This window comes from Pseudolysinimonas sp. 10J20-29 (assembly GCF_055809595.1).
The window spans coordinates 210,495-231,867 of sequence record NZ_CM147917.1; the positions used below are offsets into that span (position 1 = coordinate 210,495).

At 70.4% G+C, this 21,373-nt stretch carries 21 protein-coding genes, 1 tRNA gene and 1 pseudogene; 13 read left to right on the forward strand and 10 right to left on the reverse strand.

Annotation, left to right across the window (positions count from 1 at the left end; genetic code table 11):
- Positions 1-54 precede the first annotated feature (54 nt).
- The 3 genes from AC0L6Y_RS01090 to AC0L6Y_RS01100 are packed head-to-tail and all read right to left on the reverse strand — an operon-like array spanning position 55 to position 3,895.
- The gene (locus tag AC0L6Y_RS01090; protein ID WP_473553830.1) at positions 55-999 is read right to left on the reverse strand and encodes an NUDIX hydrolase; all 945 of its coding nucleotides are present in this window, start codon (positions 997-999) and stop codon (positions 55-57) included.
- A complete protein-coding gene (locus AC0L6Y_RS01095; RefSeq protein ID WP_473553831.1) occupies positions 996-3,170 on the reverse strand; it encodes an RNA degradosome polyphosphate kinase in 2,175 nt (724 codons plus the stop codon). Before AC0L6Y_RS01095 ends, AC0L6Y_RS01090 begins: the two co-directional genes overlap by 4 nt.
- Positions 3,171-3,211: 41 nt before the next feature.
- Positions 3,212-3,895: a winged helix-turn-helix domain-containing protein gene (locus tag AC0L6Y_RS01100; protein WP_473553833.1), complete on the reverse strand. Its 684-nt coding sequence runs from the start codon at positions 3,893-3,895 to the stop codon at positions 3,212-3,214.
- Positions 3,896-3,947: 52 nt separating this feature from the next.
- Here AC0L6Y_RS01100 and AC0L6Y_RS01105 point away from each other — a divergent pair, with 52 nt between their 5' ends.
- The 4 genes from AC0L6Y_RS01105 to AC0L6Y_RS01120 all read left to right on the forward strand — a co-directional run bounded on the left by AC0L6Y_RS01105 (position 3,948) and on the right by AC0L6Y_RS01120 (position 7,290).
- Entirely contained in the window at positions 3,948-4,232 is a 285-nt protein-coding gene (locus tag AC0L6Y_RS01105) for a hypothetical protein (protein WP_473553835.1), read from the forward strand.
- Between the two features lie 115 nt (positions 4,233-4,347).
- Positions 4,348-4,959 carry a nitrobindin family protein gene (locus tag AC0L6Y_RS01110; protein WP_473553837.1) on the forward strand — a complete coding sequence of 204 codons (612 nt, stop codon included), beginning with the start codon at positions 4,348-4,350 and terminating at the stop codon, positions 4,957-4,959.
- Entirely contained in the window at positions 4,949-6,160 is a 1,212-nt protein-coding gene (ygfZ, locus tag AC0L6Y_RS01115; protein ID WP_473553839.1) for a CAF17-like 4Fe-4S cluster assembly/insertion protein YgfZ, read from the forward strand. Before AC0L6Y_RS01110 ends, ygfZ begins: the two co-directional genes overlap by 11 nt.
- Positions 6,157-7,290, forward strand: coding sequence for an FUSC family protein (locus AC0L6Y_RS01120; protein WP_473553841.1), 1,134 nt, complete (start codon positions 6,157-6,159; stop codon positions 7,288-7,290). Before ygfZ ends, AC0L6Y_RS01120 begins: the two co-directional genes overlap by 4 nt.
- Before the next feature lies 1 nt (position 7,291).
- Here AC0L6Y_RS01120 and AC0L6Y_RS01125 read toward each other — a convergent pair whose 3' ends face one another.
- Positions 7,292-8,077: a class I SAM-dependent methyltransferase gene (locus AC0L6Y_RS01125; RefSeq protein WP_473553843.1), complete on the reverse strand. Its 786-nt coding sequence runs from the start codon at positions 8,075-8,077 to the stop codon at positions 7,292-7,294.
- A 31-nt stretch (positions 8,078-8,108) separates the two neighbouring features.
- Here AC0L6Y_RS01125 and AC0L6Y_RS01130 point away from each other — a divergent pair, with 31 nt between their 5' ends.
- Positions 8,109-8,852: a phosphoglyceromutase gene (locus tag AC0L6Y_RS01130; protein ID WP_473553845.1), complete on the forward strand. Its 744-nt coding sequence runs from the start codon at positions 8,109-8,111 to the stop codon at positions 8,850-8,852.
- A gap of 73 nt (positions 8,853-8,925) precedes the next feature.
- Here AC0L6Y_RS01130 and phoU read toward each other — a convergent pair whose 3' ends face one another.
- Complete coding sequence (gene phoU / locus AC0L6Y_RS01135) at positions 8,926-9,579, reverse strand: phosphate signaling complex protein PhoU (RefSeq protein WP_473553847.1); 654 nt, start codon at positions 9,577-9,579, stop codon at positions 8,926-8,928.
- 180 nt (positions 9,580-9,759) lie between these two features.
- On the opposite strand from phoU, the gene AC0L6Y_RS01140 reads away from it, so the two are divergent.
- Both AC0L6Y_RS01140 and AC0L6Y_RS01145 read left to right on the forward strand, forming a co-directional pair.
- Positions 9,760-10,950: a sensor histidine kinase gene (locus tag AC0L6Y_RS01140; protein WP_473553849.1), complete on the forward strand. Its 1,191-nt coding sequence runs from the start codon at positions 9,760-9,762 to the stop codon at positions 10,948-10,950.
- Positions 10,947-11,627, forward strand: coding sequence for a winged helix-turn-helix domain-containing protein (locus AC0L6Y_RS01145; protein WP_473553851.1), 681 nt, complete (start codon positions 10,947-10,949; stop codon positions 11,625-11,627). Before AC0L6Y_RS01140 ends, AC0L6Y_RS01145 begins: the two co-directional genes overlap by 4 nt.
- A 34-nt stretch (positions 11,628-11,661) precedes the next feature.
- On the opposite strand, the gene AC0L6Y_RS01150 is transcribed toward AC0L6Y_RS01145, so the two are convergent.
- Entirely contained in the window at positions 11,662-12,201 is a 540-nt protein-coding gene (locus tag AC0L6Y_RS01150) for a hypothetical protein (protein WP_473553853.1), read from the reverse strand.
- A gap of 131 nt (positions 12,202-12,332) precedes the next feature.
- On the opposite strand from AC0L6Y_RS01150, the gene AC0L6Y_RS01155 reads away from it, so the two are divergent.
- From AC0L6Y_RS01155 to rlmB, 4 genes are read left to right on the forward strand one after another with little or no spacing between them, the layout of a single operon-like run.
- On the forward strand, positions 12,333-12,815 hold the full coding sequence (locus tag AC0L6Y_RS01155; RefSeq protein WP_294180050.1) for a CarD family transcriptional regulator: 483 nt from the start codon (positions 12,333-12,335) through the stop codon (positions 12,813-12,815).
- A 31-nt stretch (positions 12,816-12,846) separates the two neighbouring features.
- Positions 12,847-14,025 carry a 2-C-methyl-D-erythritol 4-phosphate cytidylyltransferase gene (gene ispD / locus AC0L6Y_RS01160; protein ID WP_473553855.1) on the forward strand — a complete coding sequence of 393 codons (1,179 nt, stop codon included), beginning with the start codon at positions 12,847-12,849 and terminating at the stop codon, positions 14,023-14,025.
- Between the two features lie 29 nt (positions 14,026-14,054).
- Positions 14,055-15,470 carry a cysteine--tRNA ligase gene (cysS, locus tag AC0L6Y_RS01165; RefSeq protein ID WP_473553857.1) on the forward strand — a complete coding sequence of 472 codons (1,416 nt, stop codon included), beginning with the start codon at positions 14,055-14,057 and terminating at the stop codon, positions 15,468-15,470.
- Positions 15,467-16,459 carry a 23S rRNA (guanosine(2251)-2'-O)-methyltransferase RlmB gene (rlmB, locus tag AC0L6Y_RS01170; RefSeq protein WP_473553859.1) on the forward strand — a complete coding sequence of 331 codons (993 nt, stop codon included), beginning with the start codon at positions 15,467-15,469 and terminating at the stop codon, positions 16,457-16,459. The genes cysS and rlmB overlap by 4 nt, the downstream gene beginning before the upstream one ends.
- On the opposite strand, the gene AC0L6Y_RS01175 is transcribed toward rlmB, so the two are convergent.
- On the reverse strand, positions 16,456-17,763 hold the full coding sequence (locus AC0L6Y_RS01175) for a DUF4032 domain-containing protein (protein WP_473558577.1): 1,308 nt from the start codon (positions 17,761-17,763) through the stop codon (positions 16,456-16,458). The two genes, rlmB and AC0L6Y_RS01175, sit on opposite strands and share 4 nt — an antisense overlap.
- Positions 17,764-17,898: 135 nt before the next feature.
- Positions 17,899-18,978 (reverse strand): annotated as a pseudogene (locus tag AC0L6Y_RS01180) (ABC transporter ATP-binding protein); the annotation flags it as partial.
- A 261-nt stretch (positions 18,979-19,239) separates the two neighbouring features.
- Here AC0L6Y_RS01180 and AC0L6Y_RS01185 point away from each other — a divergent pair.
- On the forward strand, positions 19,240-20,151 hold the full coding sequence (locus AC0L6Y_RS01185) for a DsbA family protein (protein WP_473553861.1): 912 nt from the start codon (positions 19,240-19,242) through the stop codon (positions 20,149-20,151).
- Between the two features lie 30 nt (positions 20,152-20,181).
- A tRNA-Thr gene (locus AC0L6Y_RS01190) sits at positions 20,182-20,258 on the forward strand.
- A gap of 18 nt (positions 20,259-20,276) precedes the next feature.
- On the opposite strand, the gene AC0L6Y_RS01195 is transcribed toward AC0L6Y_RS01190, so the two are convergent.
- Both AC0L6Y_RS01195 and msrB read right to left on the reverse strand, forming a co-directional pair.
- Positions 20,277-20,837, reverse strand: coding sequence for a nitroreductase family protein (locus AC0L6Y_RS01195; RefSeq protein WP_473553864.1), 561 nt, complete (start codon positions 20,835-20,837; stop codon positions 20,277-20,279).
- Positions 20,837-21,241, reverse strand: coding sequence for a peptide-methionine (R)-S-oxide reductase MsrB (msrB, locus tag AC0L6Y_RS01200; RefSeq protein ID WP_473553866.1), 405 nt, complete (start codon positions 21,239-21,241; stop codon positions 20,837-20,839). The genes AC0L6Y_RS01195 and msrB overlap by 1 nt, the downstream gene beginning before the upstream one ends.
- Between the last annotated feature and the right edge of the window lie 132 nt (positions 21,242-21,373).

A 21,373-nucleotide genomic window follows, 5' to 3' on the forward strand; every position in this document is an offset into this window, starting at 1 on the left:
GAATCGACCAGGAAGGTTAACGGAAGGTGAACGAGGCGCGAGCGCCCCGGCGCGTCACTCGAAGGGATTGTGCACTTCGATCGCGACGATGCCGCCATCGGGGCGGTCGGCCGCGACGTGCATCACCGCGAACTCGCCGGTGCCGAGCGCCTTGGCGCGCGGCAGCTGGTCGAGCCGTCGATCCCCGCCGTGCGAGGCGACCGCTTCGATGATCTGCGGCAGCACCGGACCGTGGCTGCACAGCACCACCGAGTGCCGGCGCTTGAGACGCTTGCGCACGACCGAGTTCACGGCCTTGGCGGAGGGCTGGAAGGCATCCTGGCTGATCTTGTCGGAGAGCTTGACGGCGAGTCCGGTCGACGCCGCGACCGGGGCGATCGTGGTGAGGCACCGCGCCGCCGTCGACGAGATCAGCTTGCTCGGGCCGAAGGCGGCGATGCCGCCGGCCGCGCGGTGGGCCTGCTCGTGGCCGCGCGGCATCAGGGGCCGGCTCGCGTCCGGGCCGCGCCAGTCGTGCGGGGCGACGGCCTTGCCGTGCCGCACCGCGATGATGGCGAAGGTGCGGGCGCTCGAGGTCGCGACGAGTCCGGCGAAGCGGTCGACCACGTCGACGTCGTGCTCGTAGCTCAGGATCTCGCGCGCCGTGTCGAGGCTGACCCAGCGCAGCTCCTCGATCTCGTCGTTCGCGCGGAACGTCGAGTTCGCGATCGCGTGGCGACCTGCCTCGGCGGCCCAGTAGTAGACCCGCTTGGGGCGTCCGTTGGGCAGCGTGTAGTCGACCGTGCCGAGCGGCACCCCGAGGGCGAGGGCGAGGCCGGTCTCCTCGTGCACCTCGCGCGCGGCCGTCTGGGGGAGGGACTCCCCGGGGTCGACCTTGCCCTTGGGCAGCGAGAGGTCGCGGTGCTGCGTGCGGTAGACGACGAGGATCTCGATGCGGCCATCCGGCAGCTCGTGCCAGACGACGGCTCCCGCGGCGAGCACGGTGTTGGCGGCGGTCATCGCAGGTTCCCCCGGCGTCGTTCCCCGATCTGGCGCATCACATCATCCTGCAGGTCGAGCAGCGGTTCGCCGGAGGCGTCGCGGTCGTGGCGCACCCACACGCCGTCCTCGCCGAGGTGCCAGGCATCCGTCTGCTCCGACATCGCCTGATCGAACAGGGTGTCGAGCTCGTCGATGTGCTCCGCCTCGGTGAGGCGGACGAGCGCCTCGACGCGGCGGTCGAGGTTGCGGTGCATCATGTCGGCGCTGCCGATGAAGACCAGCGGGTCGCCGGCGTGGTGGAAGGCGAAGATCCGGGAGTGCTCCAGGTACCGGCCGAGGATGCTGCGCACCCGGATCGTCTCCGAGAGTCCGGGGACGCCCGGACGCAGCGAGCAGATGCCGCGCACCCAGATGTCGACGGGAACGCCCGCCTGGCTGGCGCGGTACAGCGCGTCGATGATCATCTCGTCGACCATCGAGTTGACCTTGATGCGGATCCCGCTCGGCTTGCCCTCGCGGGCGTTCTTGGCCTCGGCGTTGATGTGCTTGAGCAGCCCCTTGCGCAGGTGCAGCGGGGCGACGAGCAGACGCTTGAACTTCTTCTCGATCGCGTAGCCGGAGAGCTCGTTGAACAGCCGGGTGAGGTCCTTGCCGACCTGGTTGTCGGCGGTCAGCAGCCCGAAGTCCTCATAGATCCGGCTGGTCTTCGGGTTGTAGTTGCCCGTGCCGATGTGGCTGTAGTGGCGCAGCTCGCTGCCTTCCTGGCGGATCACCAGCGCGAGCTTGCAGTGGGTCTTCAGCCCGACGAGACCGTAGACGACGTGCACGCCAGCCTTCTCCAGCTTGCGCGCCCAGGAGATGTTGGCCTGCTCGTCGAAGCGGGCCTTGATCTCGACCAGGGCGAGCACCGCCTTGCCCGACTGCGCCGCGGCGATCAGCGCCTCGACGATCGGGCTGTCACCGCTCGTGCGGTACAGCGTCTGCTTGATGGCGAGCACGTTCGGGTCGGCGGCAGCCTGCTCGAGGAACGCCTGGACGCTCGTCGCGAACGATTCGTAGGGGTGGTGCAGCAGCACGTCGCCGCGGTCGATCGAGGCGAAGATGTCGGGGGCCGCGGTCGGGTCGGCCGGCTGCAGGTGCACGCTCGTGGTCGGCACGTGCTTCGGGTACTTGAGCTCGGGGCGGTCGAGCTTCATCAGCTCGAAGAGCCCCCCGAGGTCGAGCGGCGCCGGCAGGCGGAACACCTCCTGCGCGGTGATCTGGAGCTCGCTCATCAGCAGGCCGAGCGTCACCTCGTCCATGTCGTCGGTGATCTCGAGGCGGATCGGCGGGCCGAAGCGCCGGCGCAGCAGCTCCTTCTCGAGCGCCTGGATCAGGTTCTCGCTCTCGTCCTCCTCGACCGCGACGTCCTCGTTGCGGGTGACGCGGAAGGTGTGGTGGGCGAGGATCTCCATCCCCGGGAACAGCTCGCTTAGGTGGTTGGCGATGACGTCCTCGAGGGGGAGGTAGCGCAGGCGGCCGGTGCCGTCATCCGGCAGCTTCACGAAGCGCGGGAGGTTCGTCGGCACCTTGAGGCGCGCGAACTCCTCCTTGTCGGTCTTCGGGTTGCGCACCCGCACCGAGAGGTTGAGCGAGAGGCCCGAGATGTAGGGGAACGGATGCGCGGGGTCGACAGCGAGCGGCATCAGCACCGGGAAGATCTGGCTCGAGAAGATCTCGTCGACCCGCACCCGGTCGCGCTCCTCCAGATCGGTCCAGTGCTCGATGTGGATGTCGGCGGCATCCAGCGCGGGCTTCACCAGCTCGCCGAATGCGCGCGCGTGGCGATCCTGCAGCTCGTGCGCCTTCGCGCTGATGTCGGCGAGCACGTCGCTCGGGGCGCGCCCCACGTTCGTCGGCACGGCGAGCCCGGTCGCGATGCGGCGCTTCAGGCCGGCGACGCGAACCATGAAGAACTCGTCCAGGTTGGAGGAGAAGATCGCCAGGAAGTTGGCGCGCTCCAGGATCGGCAGGCTCTCGTCCTCGGCGAGCTCCAGCACGCGCTGGTTGAACGCCAGCCAGCTCAGCTCGCGATCGAGAAAGCGGTCGTGGGGGAGGGTCCCGTCATCGACGAGCACCGGCTCTGCCTCGTAGTCGTCGAGGAGGTCGGCCGCGATCGTCGGGTCGCCGAGGGGGTTGATGTCGTCCACTTCACCATCCTGGCACCGCTCAATGAACGACAGGTTAAAGCTCAGCCCGCTGGCGTGAGTCTCTCATCATCTTCATAAACGTTGAATCGGTAGCCGACGTTGCGCACCGTGCCGATGAGCGACTCCAGATCGCCGAGCTTGGCGCGCAGTCGTCGCACGTGCACGTCGACCGTGCGGGTGCCGCCGAAGTAGTCGTAGCCCCACACCTCGCTGAGCAGCTGCTCGCGAGTGAACACCCGACTCGGGTGGGAGGCGAAGAAGCGGAGGAGCTCGAACTCCTTGTAGGTGAGGTCGAGCGGGCGACCGTGCACCTTGGCGGAGTAGCTCGCCTCGTCGATGATGACGCCCGAGGTCTGGATCTTGCTCGACGACTTGTCCTCGGTGAGGCGACCGATCGCCAGCCGGATGCGCGCATCCGCCTCGGCGGGACCGGCCGATTCCAGGATCACGTCGTCGACGCCCCAGTCGGACTGCACGGCCGTCAGCCCGCCCTCGGTGAGCACCAGCAGCACGGGAACGGTGACGCCGGTGGTGACGAGGATCTTGCACAGCGACTTGGCGCTGGCAAGATCGAGCCGCGCATCCACCAGAATCAGGTCGGCGGTCGGCGCCGTCACGAGCGACGCCGGTTCGGCGGGAATGCTGCGCGTGCGGTGGTTCAGAAGTCCGAGCGCGGGCAACACGTCGCTGTCGACCGTAGAGGTCAGAATCAACAACTGCGCCACGAACACCCTCCCGAGAGTCTGTGGACAGTGTAGTGACGCATACTATGGGCGCGTGAACTGGCTACGTGGGAGCATCGGCATCGTCTGGGGTGCGGCGCTCGTCGGCGCCGTGCTGGTGGGAGTGTTCGCGGGCTCCGCGTTCCTGGTCTGGATCCCGGTGGTGCTCGGCGCCCTGGTCGTCATGACCTCCGCGATCCAGCTCGCCATCCACCGTCGCGACGGCTTCGTGACGCGCATGATCGCGAGCCTCGGCGGCGGGCTGGTGATCCTCGTGGTGGCCTCGGTGGTGCTGATCGCGATCCACCCCGACGTGGCGCTGCTCCCCTCACTAGACTGAGACCATGCTTGCCCTCGAACTCTTCTTCATCGCGCTCCTCGGTCTCGCGACGCTGTCGATCGGCTTCGTCTCCGTCGTCGTGGTGTACAACCTCTTCCGCGGGCAGCGCTAGGGCATGTTCGAGCTCGACCCGGCGGTTCCGGCAGAGCTCGTCCCGCTCTCCTGGCTGATCGGCGTGTGGGAAGGCACCGGCGTGCTCGCCTACCGTGCCGGCGATCAGATGCACGAGGGCGAGTTCGGGCAGCGGATCGCCTTCAGCCATGACGGCGGGCGTCACCTGCAGTACAGCTGCACGGTGTGGGCGCTGGATGCGGAGGCCGAGGCCTCGGAGGCCCTGCCGTACTTCTCCGAGCTGGGCTACTGGAGCCTGGCGCGACCGGCGACCGCGGCGGACCCCGGCCCCGGCATGATCCCCGGCGTCGGCGAGTCGGAGTTCACCTCGGCCGAGCAGGTGGAGACGCTGCGGAACGCCGCCGGCTCCTTCGACATCGAGGTGTCGATCCTGCACGCGGCGGGCGTGAGCGAGCTCTACCTCGGGGCTGTCGCCGGACCGCGCATCGATCTGGCGACGGACGCCGTGGTGCGCACCGCGAGCGCCAAGGACTACTCGGCCGCCACCCGCATCTACGGTCTCGTGGACGACCACCTGCTGTGGGCCTGGGACATCGCCGCCCTCGGCCATGACCTGCGCACCCACGCCTCCGGAAGGCTCGCCCGTGTCGACTGAGCCGGTTGAGCCTGTCGAAACCGCGCCCGAGCAGCCTGAGCCGGTTGAGCCTGTCGAAACCGCGTCCGATCGGGTTGCGCAGCCTGAGCCGGTTGAGCCTGTCGATACCGCGTCGCCCTTCGCGGCCCTCCCCGGCGCCGTCGGCTCCCCGCCCGAGCACTACGGCAACCCGATCGCCGAGCAGCGCGCCCTCGCCCGCGGCGAGGCGATCGTCGACCTCTCCGATCGCGACGTGCTCTCGATCACGGGCGACGACCGGCTGAGCTGGCTCGACTCGCTCACCTCGCAGGCGCTCACCCGCCTCCCCGCGGGCGGCTCCAGCGAGACCCTGCTGCTCGACCCGAGCGGGCGCATCGAGTTCGTCGGCCGCGTGTTCGACGACGGCACCACCACCTGGCTGCTGCTCGACGCGGGCCTCGGCGAGGGCTTCCGCGCCTTCCTCGACCGGATGCGCTTCATGCTCCGCGTCGAGGTCGCCGACCGCACCGCCGAGTTCGCCACCGTCGGCGCGCTGGGCGAGGTGCCCGCCGCGCTCGCCGAGGTCGCCGCCGCCCCGCACGGGGTCCCGCTGATCTGGCAGGACGGCTGGGCCGAGGTCGCCGCCGGCGGCCACTCCTACGCGGCCGCCGAGGGGCATCCGGGTGCCGAGTGGCGCGCGGTCGAGGTGCTCGTTCCCCGCGACCGGCTGGCCGACCTGGCGGCGACCGGCACGCCCGTGGCCGGGAGCCTCGCGCTCGAGGCGCTGCGCATCGCCGCCTGGCGGCCGCGCGCGGCGACCGAGCTCGACGCCACGACGCTGCCGCACGAGCTCGACTGGCTGCGGTCGGCGGTGCATCTGGCGAAGGGCTGCTACCGCGGTCAGGAGACGGTCGCGAAGGTGCACAACCTCGGCCATCCGCCGCGCCGACTGGTGTTCCTGCACCTCGACGGCAGCGAGGGGGTGGCCGCCGCCGCGGGCGACGAGGTGCGCTCCGGCGAGAAGGTCGTCGGCCAGCTGACGAGCGTCGCCCGCCACCACGAGCTGGGCCCGATCGCCCTCGCTCTCGTCAAGCGCTCCGCGCCCGTGGACGCCGCGCTCGCGGTCGTGACCGCGGACGGCACCCCGCTGGCCGCCGCGCAGGAGATCGTCGTCCCGCCGGAGGCGGGTGCCTCCGCGAACGTGCCGCGCCTGCCGCGCCTCGGCGGCGTCCGCCGCGAGTGACCGTGGACGGCCTCGGCAGCCTGCGTGCCCTCGAGCGCCGCGTGCGTCGCCGCATCGACGCGCGGGCGGCGGTGCGCCGGGTGTGGGAGTCGCTGCCGGCGATCCTGCAGATCCTCGCCGGCATCGCCGCGTCGTACTCGATCGCGCACTGGGGGCTGGGCCATCAGCTGCCCGTCCTCGCCGTGACCGTCGTCGTCACGTCCCTCGGCTTCTCGCGCGACGCCCGGCCCCGTCGGGTGGCGGCCAGCGTGCTCGCGATCCTGCTGGGCATCGCGCTCGCGAACGCGTTCATGGTGCTGCTCGGCGCGGGCCTGTGGCAGCTGCTGGTGGCGATGCTGGTCACCTTCGTGGTGGCGCGCGCCGTATCGCCGAATCCCGCCTTCGCGCTCGCCACGGCGATCCCGGCCGCGCTCGTCGTCCTGCTGCCGCAGATCGACGGGAGCCCGTTCGGGCGCACCCTCGACGGTCTCGTCGGCGGCGTGGTCGCGCTGCTCGTGACGGCGCTGATTCCGCGCGACCCGCGCCGTCAGGCCGCACGCGACGGACGGCGCGTGTTCTCGGTCTTCGACGAGGCGCTCGGCTCGGTGCGCGACGCGCTCGCCGACGCGGATCCGGCGGCGGCCGAGCTCGCCCTCGCGCGGCTGCGGCGCACCCAGCCGCTGCTGGATGAGTGGGCCGCCTCGGCCGACACCGCCGTCTCGGTGACGCGGCTCTCGCCGTTCCTGCGCCGCCATCTCGTCATGGTGCGGCGGCAGCGGCGGCTGCAGGCCACCGCCGACCTTGCGAGCCGGCACCTGCGCCTGGTGGCCCGGCGCATCGAGTTCCTGGTGCGCGACGGGGTTCCGCGACCCGCGCTCGCCGGGCTCGTGGCCGACCTCTCGGCGGCGATGCGCCTGCTCGCGACCGCGCTCGACGCCCGCACCGTCGTCGAGCTGGAGATCGCCGAATCGGCGCGCGGGGTGCTCTCCACGCTCGCGGCCCGGCTCGACCCGGCGGTGAGCCTGCCGGGGGCCCTCGTCGTCACCGACGCCACCGTGCTGCTGCTCCTGCGCCCGCTCGTGGTCGATCTGCTCGTCGGCGCGGGCATGCCGATCGACGAGGCTCGGAAGCTTCTGCCGCCGGTCTCCTGACTCAGGCCGGCGCGACGGCGCTCCACGGCACCGTCAGCTCGCCGAGCTTCCAACGCGACCGCGCGCCGAGCACCGGCCAGCCCTCGGCCCGCAGCGATTCGGCGACGGCGATCCAGCGCTGCGTGGGTCCGTAGACGCCGAGCGGCGCGTGCGTCGCCCACAGCCGGTCGAGCGTGGTCAGCAGGTCGTGGATGCGCTCGCCCGGCACGTTGCGGTGGATGAGCGCCTTGGGCAGCCGCTCCGCCACGATTGAGGGCGCATCCAGTTCGGCCAGCCGGAGCGAGATGGTGAAGGTCACCGGTCCGGTCGCATCCAGGGTCACCCAGCTGGCGACGCGACCCACCTCGTTGCAGGTGCCTTCGACGAGCGCGCCGCCGGGTGCGAGGCGCGCCCGCATGGTCGCCCAGGCCGCCTCCACCTCCGACTCGTCGTACTGGCGCAGTACGTTGAGTGCGCGGATGACCGTCGCGCGCCGCCCGTCGAGCGGCGTCTCGAAGCCGCCGAGTCGGAAGCTCACCCCGGGCCTCGCCTCGGCGTTCGCGAGCCGCACCCGCTCCGGGTCGATCTCGATGCCCACGACCTCCACGCTCGGCTTCACGCGGGCCAGGCGCTCGTGCAGTTCGAGGGTCGTTCGCGCGGACGCTCCGTAGCCCAGGTCGACGACCAGCGGGGCGTCCGCAGCGCGGAACGCCGGCAGCTGCGCCACCCAGCGATCCACGCGCCGCAGGCGGTTGACCCCGGTCGTCCCGCGGGTGATGCGCCCCTGCGGCGAGGTGGATCTTGGCATGCGTCCATTGTTGTCTCGGTAGGCTGGCGGCATGACCACCACGCTCATCCTTCTTCGTCACGGCAATTCCGACTGGAACCAAAAGAACCTGTTCACCGGGTGGGTCGACGTCCGCCTGAGCGATCAGGGGGTGACCGAGGCGAAGCGCGCCGGCGAGCTGCTCGCCGAGTCCGGTCTCGCGCCGACGATCCTCTACACGAGCCTGCTCACGCGCGCGATCCAGACCGCGAACCTCGCGCTGGAGGAGGCCGACCGCCTCTGGATTCCGGTGAAGCGCTCCTGGCGCCTCAACGAGCGCCACTACGGCTCGCTGCAGGGCCTCGACAAGGCGGAGACGCTGGAGAAGTACGGCCAGGAGCAGTTCATGACCTGGCGTCGCAGCTTCGACACCCCGCCGCCGCCGCTCGACGACGACGCCGAGTACAGCCAGGTGCACGACGAGCGCTACGCGAACATCGACGGCGAGGTGCCGCGCACCGAGAGCCTCAAGATCGTGATCGAGCGGATGCTGCCGTACTGGGAGTCCGACATCATCCCCAGCCTCGCCGCCGGCGAGACGGTGCTGGTGACCGCGCACGGCAACTCGCTGCGCGCGCTCGTGAAGCACCTGGAGGACATCGCGGATGACGAGATCTCCGAGCTGAACATCCCGACCGGCATTCCGCTGGTCTACGAGCTCGACGACAACTACCGTCCGCTCGCGCCGGGCCGCTACCTCGACCCGGAGGCCGCCGCCGCCGGCGCCGCCGCGGTCGCCAGCCAGGGCAAGAAGTAGGGCGCACCGCCCCGAGAACGACGAAGCGCGTCATCCCCGCGGGGGTGACGCGCTTCGTCGCTGAGGTCGGTGCTCAGTCGTCCTGGGGAGCCCAGTCGCCGGTCGCCAGGTACTGCATCTTCTTGGCGATGGAGACGGCGTGGTCGGCGAAGCGCTCGTGGTAGCGCGAGGCGAGGGTCGCATCCACTGTGTCCTCGGCGCCGCCCTTCCAGGTCTCGCCGAGCACCTTGTCGAACACGCTCAGGTGCAGCGCGTCGATCTTGTCGTCCTCGTCGCGGATCTCCTCGGCGAGCTTGACGTCTTCGGTGCGCAGCAGCTCCGTGAGCTTGTGCGCGATCTCGCAGTCGAGCGCGCCCATCTCCTGGAACGTCTTGCGCAGGCCCTTCGGCACGACCTTCTCGGGGAAGCGGTAGCGGGCGAGCTGGGCGATGTGCGTCGCCATGTCGCCCATGCGCTCGAGCGACGCGCTGACGCGGAGCGCCGTGACCACGATGCGAAGGTCGCGGGCGACCGGCTGCTGTCGGGCCAGGATCTGGATCGCCAGCTCGTCGAGGGCGACGGCGGCGGCATCGATGCGGCTGTCCTGCTCGATCACGCTCTCGGCGAGTGCGACATTCGACTCCCCGAACGCGGCCGTCGCGTTCTCGATCGAGTCGGCGACGAGGGACGAGATCTCGACGAGCCGCTCCTGAACCTCTCGCAGCTCCTGCTGGAACACCTCGCGCATTTGAACCAATTCCTCTCGCGTGTTGCCGTCAGTCCGAGCAAGCTGGGTTGCCCTGAACCCCGCTACCCTCTCGGTCACAAGTGAACGAGGGGTGTCGGTGAAGTGAATAGTGCGGCCCGACGGCGTCTTCGATGAGAATCCGGTGTCGAGCCTCCTCATTTGTCCCCCTAATCTAGACCCATGCCCCAAGGCTGGCTCGTGCTCCTCGCCATGGTCTTCGGACTGCTGGTGGGGATCGGCTTCACCGCCGTCGTCGTCATCGCCCACCGTCGCGGTCAGCGCGCGGTCGCGGTGGTGTCCACGAGCGTGCCGCAAGGCGTCGATGAGGTCATCGACGCGCTCGAGTCCGTCGGGGTCGTGCTGGACGGCTCTGCCACGGTCGTGAAGGCCTCGAGCGGCGCGCTCACCTTCGGGCTGGTCTGGAATCAGGCCCTGGTGCACCGCGAGCTCCTCGAGCTCGTCGACCAGGTGCGGCGCACCGGCGAGACGATCACGCGCGAGGTGCATCTCTCCCGCGGGCCGTTCGGCGACGCGAACCTGCGCGTCCTGGTGCGGGTGGCGCGGCTGGGCACCCGCTACGTGCTGCTGCTGGCGGAGGACCGCACCGAGGCGCACCGCCTCGAGGAGGTGCGCCGCGACTTCCTCGCCAACGTCAGTCACGAGCTCAAGACGCCGATCGGCGCGGTCAGCCTGCTCGCCGAAGCGCTGGAGGCCAGCGCCGACGAACCCGCGGAGGTGCAGCGGTTCGCGAAGCGCCTGACCGTCGAGGCGGACCGGCTCTCGCGGCTGACGCAGGAGATCATCGAGCTCAGCCGACTGCAGTCGGGCAACACCCTGCAGAACGCGGAACGGGTCGAGATCGACGCCGTGATCGCGCAGGCGGTCGACCGCAACCGGGTCGGCGCGGCCGCGCACCGCATCTCCCTGGTCACCGGCGGCGATGCCGGCGCCGAGGTCTACGGCGACGAGAACATGCTCATCACCGCCGTGCACAATCTGGTCGTCAACGCGATCCAGTACTCGTCCGATGGCACCCGGGTCGGCGTCGGCGTCTCGCGTGCCGACGGCGTGGTCGAGATCGCGGTGACCGACCAGGGGCCCGGAATCCCCGACGCGGAGCGCGACCGGGTGTTCGAGCGCTTCTTCCGGCTCGACACGGCGCGCAGCCGCGACACCGGCGGCACCGGACTCGGACTGAGCATCGTCAAGCACATCGTCCAGAACCACGGCGGCGACGTGCGCGTCTGGTCGCAGCCCGGGCGCGGCTCGACCTTCACCATTCGACTTCCCGAGATGGCGGCCGCAGGGCCGACCACCGAGGGTGCCGCGAGCCGACGGCTCGCATCGCAGACCAAAGGAGCAACCCCATGACCCGAATCCTGATCGTCGAGGACGAGCAATCGCTCAGTGAGCCGTTGGCGTTCTTGCTCGGGAAGGAAGGGTACGAGGTGGAGGTGGCCGCCGACGGCCCGTCCGCCCTGACCGCGTTCGACCGTGCGCCGGCGGACCTCGTTCTTCTCGACCTGATGCTCCCCGGTCTGCCCGGCACCGAGGTGTGCCGTGAGCTGCGCACCCGATCCGCGGTGCCGATCATCATGCTGACCGCTAAGGACAGCGAGGTCGACATTGTGGTGGGGCTGGAGCTCGGGGCCGACGATTACGTCACGAAGCCGTATTCGACGCGTGAGCTGCTGGCGCGGATGCGTGCCGTGCTGCGCCGCCGCGTCGACGCCAGCGACGCCGACGAGGGCGTGCTGGAGGCGGGCTCCGTCCGGATGGACGTCGAACGGCACTCGGTCGCGGTGAACGGCGCCGAGATCTCGATGCCGCTCAAGGAGTTCGAGTTGCTCGAGCTTCTGCTTCGCAACGCCGGACGCGTGCTCACTCGCGGGCAGCTGATCGACCGCGTGTGGGGAGCCGACTACTTCGGCGACACCAAGACGCTGGACGTGCACATCAAGCGCATCCGCAGCAAGATCGAGCCCGACCCGGCGCAGCCGTCGATGCTCGTGACGGTGCGCGGACTCGGCTACCGCTTCGAGTCGTAGGCGCGAGCGCGGCTCGCTGGCCGCCGTCTCCGGGCTACGGGGCGGTGGTCTCGGTCGGCTCCGGCTCGGCCGTGGCCGTCTCGGTCGGCGTCGGCGTCGGCATGGGCGTGGGCAGGTACGGGGCGTACTGCTCGAGCGAGCCGTCGAGGACGGGCACGTCGATCTGGCTGCCGACCTCGTTGCCGTACTGGAAGTACAGCGCGATCAGGTCGCCGGCCGGGGTGCTGATGCCTTCGAGCAGCAGCTGGCCCTCGTCGCCGAAGCCGAAGTTGGTCGACGACTTGGGCTCGAGCTCGAGCGTCAGGTCGACCTTGGTGCCGTCGACGACGTACTGGACGCCGAGATCGACCGCGTCCTCGCCGTGGTTGACCGCCGTGAAGAGCAGGTTGCCGTCGAGGCCGTCCTCGGTCAGCACGAGCACGTTCTGCACGGTGACCTCGCCGACCTCGGCGCTCACGCCGTCGCTCGGGTCGTACTGGTACTGCGTCGCGATCGGGGTGACGAAACCGCATCCCGCGAGAACGGCGGCGGTGACGCCGGCCAGCACAATGGACATCGCGGCACGTGCGTTCACAAGACCCTCCGAGTCAGACAGTAGACAGCGTCCCCAAGCCTAGCGGGGGCGAGGCGCACCCCTGGCTTAGGCCATCCTAACTCGTACCCCGACTGTGCTAAAATGGGAGGTCTGCGGGAAGGAACAACTCCATGCTGTTCGAGGTCGGCGAGACGGTCGTGTACCCCCATCACGGGGCGGCAAAGATCATTGAAGTGAAGAAGCGCACCATTCGGGGTGAGGAAAAGCTGTACCTCAAGCTCAATGTCACCCAGGGTGATCTGACGATCGAGGTGCCCGCGGAGAACGTCGACCTTGTCGGCGTGCGTGACGTCATCGGCAAGGAAGGCCTCGACCGCGTGTTCGAGGTGCTTCGCGCGCCGTTCACGGAGGAGCCCACCAACTGGAGCCGCCGCTACAAGGCGAACCTCGAGAAGCTCGCCTCGGGCGACGTCATCAAGGTCTCCGAGGTCGTCCGCGACCTGTGGCGTCGCGATCAGGACCGCGGTCTGTCCGCGGGTGAGAAGCGGATGCTGGCGAAGGCTCGCCAGATTCTGATCTCCGAGCTCGCGCTGGCCGAGAAGACCGACGAAGAGAAGGCCTCCACGGTCCTCGACGAGGTCCTCGCTTCCTGAGGCAGCGCATGCTCCGACTAACATTCGGAGCATGACCTCTGGCGCGCCGTCACCGTTCGGTGTCGTGATCGTCGCCGCGGGCAGCGGCACGCGCCTCGGGCACCCGACGCCGAAAGCGTTTGTCGAACTCGGCGCGCGCACGCTGCTGGAGCGCGCCGTCGACGGCGTCACCGCGGCGGTCGAGACCTTCGAGATCGTGGTCGTCGCGCCCGCGGATCGCCTCGACGAGGCGAGCCGCATCGCGCACCGCGCGAACCCGCACGCGCGCGTCGTCAGCGGGGGCGCGACCCGGCAGGCCTCGGTCGCCGCCGGGCTGGCCGCGCTGCCCGACACCGTCGAGGTCGTGCTCGTGCACGACGCCGCGCGGGCGCTGACGCCGAGCGCGGTGATCGACCGCGTCGCCCGGACGGTGCGCGACCGTGGCATCGGCGTGGTGCCGGCGCTTCGGGTGATCGACACGCTCAAGCGCGTGGCCGCCGCCCCGCAGAGCCAGCCGCTGGACTCCGACGAGATCCTGCAGGCCGTCGACCGCGCCGAACTGGTCGCCGCGCAGACGCCGCAGGGCTTCCCCCGCGCCGCGCTCCAGTCCGCCTACGACGCCGCGACCGAGGAGCACACCGACGATGCCGCGCTGTTCGCGGCCGCCGGCGGCACGGTCGTCGTCGTCGAGGGCGACGCGCTCGGATTCAAGATCACCACGCCCGCCGATCTGGAGCGGGCCGAGCACCTGGTCGGAGGGGCGGACCGCATGCGGACCGGCATCGGAATCGACGTTCACGCCTACGACGAGAGCGCGCCGCTGTGGCTCGGCGGGCTGTACTGGCCGGACGAGCCGGGGCTCGCCGGGCACAGCGACGGCGACGCCGTCCTCCACGCCATCTGCGACGCCCTGCTCTCCGCGGCCGGGCTCGGCGACATCGGCTCGCGCTTCGGCACCGCCGACCCGCGCTTCGCCGACGCCCGCAGCGAGGTGTTCCTCACCGAGACCCTCGCGCTCGTCGGCGGGGCCGGCTACCGCATCCAGAATGTGGCCGTGCAGCTGGTCGCCCAGCGTCCGCGCCTCGCCGCACGCCGGCTCGAGATGGAGGCGCATCTGACCGACCTCGTCGGGGCGCCGGTCAGCGTTGCGGCCACCACGAGCGACGGGCTCGGCTTCACCGGGCGCGGCGAAGGGGTCCAAGCGCTCGCGACCGCCCTGATTCTGGGGTAACCCGCCCCCACCCCGGCTAAACTCGCCGAGTGACGATCCGCCTCTACGACACCCGCGCCTCCGGGCTGCGCGCTTTCGAGCCGCTCGTGCCCGGCAAGGTGGGCATCTACGTCTGCGGTCCCACGGTGCAGTCCTCGCCGCACATCGGCCACGTCCGCTCGGCGCTCGCCTACGACCTGTGGCGCCGCTGGTTCGGCATGCGCGGCTACGACGTCACCTTCGTGCGCAACGTCACCGACATCGACGACAAGATCCTGGATCACGCGAGCGGCCGCGAGGTGTGGTGGGCGCTGGCCTATCGCATCGAGCTCGAGTTCACGGCCGCGTACCGCACGCTCGGCATCCTGCCGCCCACCTACGAGCCGCGCGCCACGGCGAGCATCTCGCAGATGCAGGAGATGATCGCCGAGCTCATCCAGCGCGGCCACGCCTACGCCGCCGATGACGGCAGCGGCGACGTGTACTTCGACGTGAAGACCTGGCCCGAGTACGGCTCGCTCACGCATCAGAAGCTCGACGACATGGCCGACGCGGCGGATGCGCCCACGCGCGCCAAGCGCGACCCGCGCGACTTCGCGCTCTGGAAGGGCAGCAAGCCCGGCGAGCCGGATTCCGCCTCGTGGAGCTCGCCGTGGGGCGCCGGTCGCCCCGGCTGGCACATCGAGTGCTCGGCGATGAGCAAGCGCTACCTCGGCGGCACCTTCGACATTCACGGCGGTGGCCTCGACCTCCGCTTCCCGCACCACGAGAACGAGCTCGCGCAGTCCTCGGCGGCGGGGGAGGGCTTCGCGCGCTACTGGGTGCACAACGGCCTCGTGAACATCGAGGGCCAGAAGATGTCGAAGTCTCTCGGCAACTCCGTGTACGCCTCCCAGCTGATCGCCCTGGCGCGCCCGATCGTGGTGCGCGCCTACCTGGCCAGCGCGCACTACCGCTCGACGATCGACTACCACCCGGGGGCGCTTCGCGAGGCGGAGACCGCCTTCGCCCGCATCGAAGGATTCCTGGACCGCGTCATCCGCGCCGTCGAGGGTCGCCCCGCGGCCAGCGCGGGGGTGCCGGGTCGCGTGCCCGCCGCGTTCGCCGATGCGATGGACGACGACCTCGGCACGCCGCAGGCCTTCGCGGTGCTGCACGACACCGTGCGGGCGGGCAACATCGCGCTCGACGCGGGCGCGTTCGCGGTCGCCGAGGAGCGCCGCGAAGAGGTGGTCGCGATGCTCGACGTGCTCGGCATCAACCCGCACGCCCCCGAGTGGGCGGCGAGCGAGGACAGTGAGACGCACGCGGTGCTGGGGGCGCTCGTCGAGCGCCTGATCGCCGACCGCGCCGCCGCACGCACGAACAAGGACTTTGCCGCCGCGGATCGCATCCGCGACGAATTGACGGCCGCGGGGATCGCCCTCGACGACACGCCCGACGGAACCAGATGGAGCATCACATGAACAAGCCAGGACGAGCTGGGGCCGGGAAGCCGAAGAAGAAGGGCCCCCAGGTCGGCACCGGCGGCCACGGCCGCCGCGCCCTCGAAGGCAGGGGACCGACGCCGAAGGCCGAGGACCGCAGCTGGCACGTCGCCGGCAAGCGGAAGGCCGCGAAGGAGCGCCTCGACGCCGCCCGCGCCAAGTCGGGTCGCGGCGGCTCGGAGGCGCCCGCGCGCCGCACCGCGCGCCCGAAGAGCGACGACGGCGAGATGGTCACCGGTCGCAACTCGGTGCTCGAGTCGCTGCGCGCGAAGATCCCCGCCACGACGCTGTACATCGCCTCCCGCATCGAGATGGATGACCGGGTGAAGGAGGCGCTGTCGCTCGCCACCAAGCGCGGCCTCAACGTGCTCGAGGTCATGCGCCCCGAGCTCGACCGGCTCAGCGGCCACGACGCCGTGCACCAGGGCATCGCGCTCAAGGTGCCGCCGTACCAGTACGCGCACCCGCTCGACCTGCTCGACGCCGCGATCGAGTCCGGTCGCCCGCCGCTGCTGGTCGCGCTCGACGGCGTCACCGACCCGCGCAACCTGGGCGCCATCGTGCGCTCGGCTGCCGCGTTCGGCGCGCACGGCGTGATCGTGCCGCAGCGTCGCAGCGTCGGCATGACCGCGAGCGCCTGGAAGACCAGCGCCGGCGCGGCCGCGCGGGTTCCCGTGGCGATGGCCGCGAACCTCACGCGCGCTCTTGAGGAGCTCAAGCAGCGCGGCGTCTTCGTACTCGGCCTCGACGGCGGCGGAGACATCTCGCTGCCGGGCCTGGAACTGGCGACCTCGCCGATCGTGATCGTGGTCGGCAGTGAGGGCAAGGGGCTCTCGCGCCTGGTCACCGAGAAGTGCGACGCCGTGGTCTCGATCCCGATCGAGTCGAGCACCGAGTCGCTCAACGCCGGCATCGCCGTCAGCGTCACCCTGTACGAGGTGGCGAAGCTGCGCGCCGAGGCCCGCTAGACCTTCGCGCGCCAGTCCTCTTCGTCGTCGTCCGGCGAGATGATCGGCATCGCCGAGGTCTCGACCGGCACGTTGATGAGCCCGGTCACCGGGGCGACGACGGTCATCTCGTCGCGGCGGTGCCGCAGGATCGTCTCGATGTAGGAGGTCAGCGCCTCGGCGAGCGGGACGCTGTGGCCGGTGTTCTGCGAGAGGTACCAGCGGTGGTCGAGCAGCTGGTGGAACAGCTCGGCCGGTTCGAGCTTGCCGCGCAGATCGCGCGGCACCGCACGGATCACGGGTTCGAACACCTTGGCGAGCCACTCGTGCGCGACCTGCTCCTCGTCGAGGTTCGCGCGGTCGCCGGTGGCGCGGTACGAGTCGAGGTCGTTGAGCAGTCGGCGGGCCTGGTTCTCTCCGGCGTCCAGGCCGGTGAGGCGCAGCAGGCGGCGTGAGTGGTGCCCCGCATCCACGACCTTGGGCTGGATGCGCACCTGGGTTCCGGTGTCGTCCTTGCGGATCGACAGCTCCTCGATGTCGAAGCCGAGATCGTTGAGGCGCTGCACGCGCTCGTTGATGCGCCAGCGCTCCGCCTCGGGGAACGACTCCGATCCGGTGAGCTCGGCCCACAGCGAGCGGTACTGGGCGACGATGCCGTCGGCGATCGCGACCGGGTCGAGCTCCTCGTCGAGACGTCCGCCGGCCTGAAGATCGAGCAGCTCGCCGGCGATGTTGACGCGGGCGATCTCGAGGTCGTTCTCGCGCTGCCCGTTCGAGAGGCCGCCGTCGTAGAGCTTGCCCGTCTCGGCGTCCACCAGGTAGGCCGCGAAGGCGCCCGCGTCGCGTCGGAACAGGGTGTTCGACAGTGAGACGTCGCCCCAGAAGAAGCCGATGATGTGCAGGCGCGCGAGCAGCACCGCGAGGGCGTTGACGAGCCGGGTCGCGGTGTCGGGACGCAGGGTCTGCGAGTACAGCGCCCGGTAGGGGAGCGAGAACTTCAGGTGCCGCGTGACGAGCACCGGCTGCAGCTCGTCGCCGTTGACCGTGGCGCGATTCGTGATGACCGCCACCGGGTCGACGCAGGGGATGTCGAGACGCTGCAGGGTGCGCAGCATCTCGTACTCGCGCTTCGCGAGCTCCGCCGAGGTCTCCTTGATGGCGACGACGTAGCCGCCGAGGTGGGCGAAGCGCACCAGGTGGCGCGAGATCCCCTTCGGCAGGCTCGCGATAGTCTCGTCCGGCCACAGGTCCAGCGGCAGGTCCCACGGCAGGTCCAGCAGGGCCGAGTCGGGGACGGCGGCGGTGATCGACAGAGCCGAGGCCATGCGGTGAACCTCCCGTGCCGCCCGCGGGCGACGTGGTGTGAAGCGGAGACAGCGCGGGCCCCGCAGCTCGGATCGAGCGGCGGGGCCCGCGGCCAGGAAAGGTGTGACTAGGCGGAAGCCGACACGTTCGATCGGCTTGGTCAGGCGCTCGCCCGTCTCGCCGTCGAACGCGTGGATGTGCTCCGGCGCCGGTGCGACGATGACCGTCTCGCCGTCCTCCGGGTGGTCGCGGCCGTCGACGCGCACGACGACGTCGACACGCTGGCCGCTGACCTCCGCGTGACCGTAGAGGTAGCCGTCCGCGCCGAGCTCCTCGACGACGTCGACCTCGACCGAGAGGCCCTTGCCGTCCTTCGCGATGACGAGGTCCTCCGGGCGAACGCCGACCGTGGCGGTCTTGCCCGACAGATGCGCGATGACGTCGCGCTCGAGCTTGGCGACCGTGGTGCCGAACGCGAGGCCGCCCTCGACCACGTCGGTGGTGAAGAGGTTCATCGCGGGGCTGCCGATGAAGCCGGCGACGAAGACGTTGCTCGGCGAGGCGTACAGGTCGCGCGGGGTGCCGACCTGCTGCAGCACGCCGTCCTTGAGCACCGCGATGCGGTCACCCATGGTGAGCGCCTCGGTCTGGTCGTGCGTGACGTAGACGGTGGTGACGCCGAGACGACGCTGCAGGCTCGCGATCTGGGTGCGAGTCTGCACGCGGAGCTTGGCGTCGAGGTTCGACAGCGGCTCGTCCATGAGGAACACCTGGGGCTGACGCACGATGGCGCGGCCCATGGCGACACGCTGACGCTGACCACCGGAGAGCGCCTTCGGCTTGCGGGCCAGGTAGGGCTCCAGGTCGAGCAGCTTGGCGGCCTCGAGGACGCGCGCGGCGCGCTCCTCCTTGTTGACGCCGGCGATCTTGAGCGCGAAGCCCATGTTCTCGGCGACCGTCATGTGCGGGTAGAGCGCGTAGTTCTGGAAGACCATGGCGATGTCACGGTCCTTCGGGGGCACATCGGTGACGTCGCGGTCGCCGATCAGGATGCGGCCGTCGTTGACCTCTTCGAGGCCCGCGAGCATGCGCAGGGTGGTCGACTTGCCGCAACCCGAGGGGCCGACGAGGACGAGGAACTCGCCGTCCGCGACGTGCAGGTCGATTGCGTCGACAGCCGGCTTGGTGGAACCCGGGTAGAGACGGGTTGCCTTGTCAAAAGTGACAGATGCCATAGCGGTACTTACTCCTTCACCGGCAGGTACGTGCCGGACGATCCGTAGTGAATGGAAGTGTGAAATCCGGCTGCGATGCCGGGAGCCACCCCGCCATTATGCCCCTGTTTGCGGGTCGGCGCGACGCGAGGGCGCATCCGCGGTCGCCGCATCCGGGTCTCGTTCAGTCCCGAGCGCTACCATCGTGGCGGCATGCGGCTTTGCCCTGCGGCGAAACCCCGGTAGCTTGGCGCCGCGAACCTGAGACTTAAATGAGGACCCATGACCCACGGCGGCGAACCCAGCGCTTCGGCGCGCAGCAGTGTTCGCGACGAGGCGCGTGAGCGTGCCAAGGAGCTGCGCGAACTGCACCGCAAGAAGGACCGCCGGCGCAAGCTGATCGTGCGCGGGAGCGTTGTCGGAGGCATCCTGGCGATCCTGGTCGTCATCTCGTTCGTCCTCCTGGCGCTGAACTCGCCCGGCGGGCGCGGGCCGCTCAACATGCAAAGCGACGGAATCAAGATCGGCGAGGAGTACATCGCCGAGCGCACCGGCGCGCTCGCCGCGGGGAGCGATCCGACGCCGTCGGCCGAGAACCCGGCTGATGTCATCGACATCCAGCTCTACGTCGACTACCTGTGCGCGAAGTGCGGTCAGTTCGAGGAGAACAACGGCGACAGCATCCGCGCCTGGCTCGAGTCGGGCGCCGCGACGATCGAGATCCACCCGATCGCGGTGCTGACCACCAAGTCGGCCGGCACGCAGTACTCGCTGCGCGCCGCCAACGCGGCCGCCTGCGTCGCCGAGCTCTCGCCGGACACATTCTTCGACTTCCATGAGGCGCTGCTCACCGATCAGCCCGAGGAGGGCTCGGTCGGCCTGAGCGACGACGAGCTGGTGGCCCGGGCGACCGCGGCGGGGGTCTCGAACCTCACGGCGGTCGAGCAGTGCATCGACGACGGACGCTTCCGCTCCTGGGTGCGCGCGGCGACCGCGCGGGCGATCAGCGGGCCGCTTCCCGGCACCGAGGTCGAGGCCGTGGTGAGCACGCCGACGATCCTGGTGAACGGCGAGCAGTTCAACTACACCGCCGGCTTCGATGCCAACGAGTTCCGCCAGTTCGTGCTGCGGGCCGCCGGCGAGGAGTTCACCCAGAACGCCACCCCGACCCCGACCCCCACGCCCACCGAGTAGTCCCCGGCCCGGCTACAATCGGGCCGACCCGCCCCCTTAGCTCAGTTGGCCAGAGCATCGCTCTTGTAAAGCGAGGGTCGTCGGTTCGAATCCGACAGGGGGCTCCAGATCCTGGCCGCGGGCGCCTACAGCGTGCTGAGGTGCGCGTCGACGTCAACCGCCGCACGCCGCGAGGTCTTCGCGTGGGGCAGACGCTCGCCGACGTAGAGCCAGCCGAGCAGGCGCTCGCTCGGACCCAGGCCGTGCAGCTCGGCGACGGGGGCGCTGCGCGTCTGCGGGCCGGTCCGCCAGATCACGCCCCAGCCCTCCTCGTCGAGGAGGAGCGACAGGGTGTGGGCGACGCCGACCGCGACCGCCTCCTGCTCCCAGTCCGGAACCTTGAAGCTCGGCTTCGGGCTCGCCACGATCGCCAGCAGCAGCGGCGCCCGCAAGGGCTTCGCCGCGAGCTTCTCGGCCGCGCGGCCGTCGAGACCGGCCGCCTCGGCGAGCGCGGCCCCGAGACGGGCGCGGGACTCGCCGCGCAGGGCGATCACCCGCCAGGGGCGGAGGGCGCCGTGGTCGGCCACCGAGGCGGCGGCGGCGATCAGCGGGCGGAGCTGCTCATCGTTCGGGGCCGCGTCGCCGACGGCGGAGTGCGAGCGGCGCGCCTCGACGGCGCGTCGTGCGGCGCCGGGAGCGTCCGCCACTACTCGGTCTCGGGCTGGAATCCCAACGACAGCGAGTTCATGCAGTAGCGCTGGCCGGTCGGGGTGCCGAAGCCGTCGTCGAAGACGTGACCCAGGTGCGAGCCGCAGTTGGCGCAGCGCACCTCGGTGCGCACCATGCCGAGGGAGGTGTCCTCGATCAGCTGGACGGCATCCGGGTTGACCGAGTCGTAGAAGCTCGGCCAGCCGCAGCCGGAATCGAACTTGGTGCCGCTCTTGAACAGCTCGGCGTTGCACGCGGCACAGGTGTAGAGGCCGGCGCGCGACTCGTCCAACAGCTCGCCGGTCCAGGCGCGTTCGGTGCCCGCCTGCCGCAGCACGCGGTAGCGCTCCTCGCCCAGCTCCTCACGCCACTGCTCTTCGGTCTTCTCGACTTCGTAGGCCATCGGTTTCTCCTCGCCTTTCGCTTGGTCACTCTAATCAGCGTTTCCCGGGTTCGCTGTGTTCCCGCAACCTGGCGCAATCCTGCGCGGATGCGTCGTGCCCGCGCGCCATCCTGCCGGTGCGCGCGGCGGTGC

Excerpts from the sequence above, each read along its gene's own strand:
- msrB (WP_473553866.1), bottom strand. The coding sequence starts at position 21,241 with ATGGCCTACGAAGTCGAGAAGACCGAAGAGCAGTGGCGTGAGGAGCTG.
- AC0L6Y_RS01125 (WP_473553843.1), bottom strand. The coding sequence starts at position 8,077 with ATGCCAAGATCCACCTCGCCGCAGGGGCGCATCACCCGCGGGACGACC.
- AC0L6Y_RS01130 (WP_473553845.1), top strand. The coding sequence starts at position 8,109 with ATGACCACCACGCTCATCCTTCTTCGTCACGGCAATTCCGACTGGAAC.
- AC0L6Y_RS01175 (WP_473558577.1), bottom strand. The coding sequence starts at position 17,763 with ATGGCCTCGGCTCTGTCGATCACCGCCGCCGTCCCCGACTCGGCCCTG.
- AC0L6Y_RS01090 (WP_473553830.1), bottom strand. The coding sequence starts at position 999 with ATGACCGCCGCCAACACCGTGCTCGCCGCGGGAGCCGTCGTCTGGCAC.
- AC0L6Y_RS01155 (WP_294180050.1), top strand. The coding sequence starts at position 12,333 with ATGCTGTTCGAGGTCGGCGAGACGGTCGTGTACCCCCATCACGGGGCG.
- AC0L6Y_RS01140 (WP_473553849.1), top strand. The coding sequence starts at position 9,760 with ATGCCCCAAGGCTGGCTCGTGCTCCTCGCCATGGTCTTCGGACTGCTG.
- AC0L6Y_RS01185 (WP_473553861.1), top strand. The coding sequence starts at position 19,240 with ATGACCCACGGCGGCGAACCCAGCGCTTCGGCGCGCAGCAGTGTTCGC.
- phoU (WP_473553847.1), bottom strand. The coding sequence starts at position 9,579 with ATGCGCGAGGTGTTCCAGCAGGAGCTGCGAGAGGTTCAGGAGCGGCTC.
- AC0L6Y_RS01110 (WP_473553837.1), top strand. The coding sequence starts at position 4,348 with ATGTTCGAGCTCGACCCGGCGGTTCCGGCAGAGCTCGTCCCGCTCTCC.
- rlmB (WP_473553859.1), top strand. The coding sequence starts at position 15,467 with ATGAACAAGCCAGGACGAGCTGGGGCCGGGAAGCCGAAGAAGAAGGGC.
- ispD (WP_473553855.1), top strand. The coding sequence starts at position 12,847 with ATGACCTCTGGCGCGCCGTCACCGTTCGGTGTCGTGATCGTCGCCGCG.
- AC0L6Y_RS01145 (WP_473553851.1), top strand. The coding sequence starts at position 10,947 with ATGACCCGAATCCTGATCGTCGAGGACGAGCAATCGCTCAGTGAGCCG.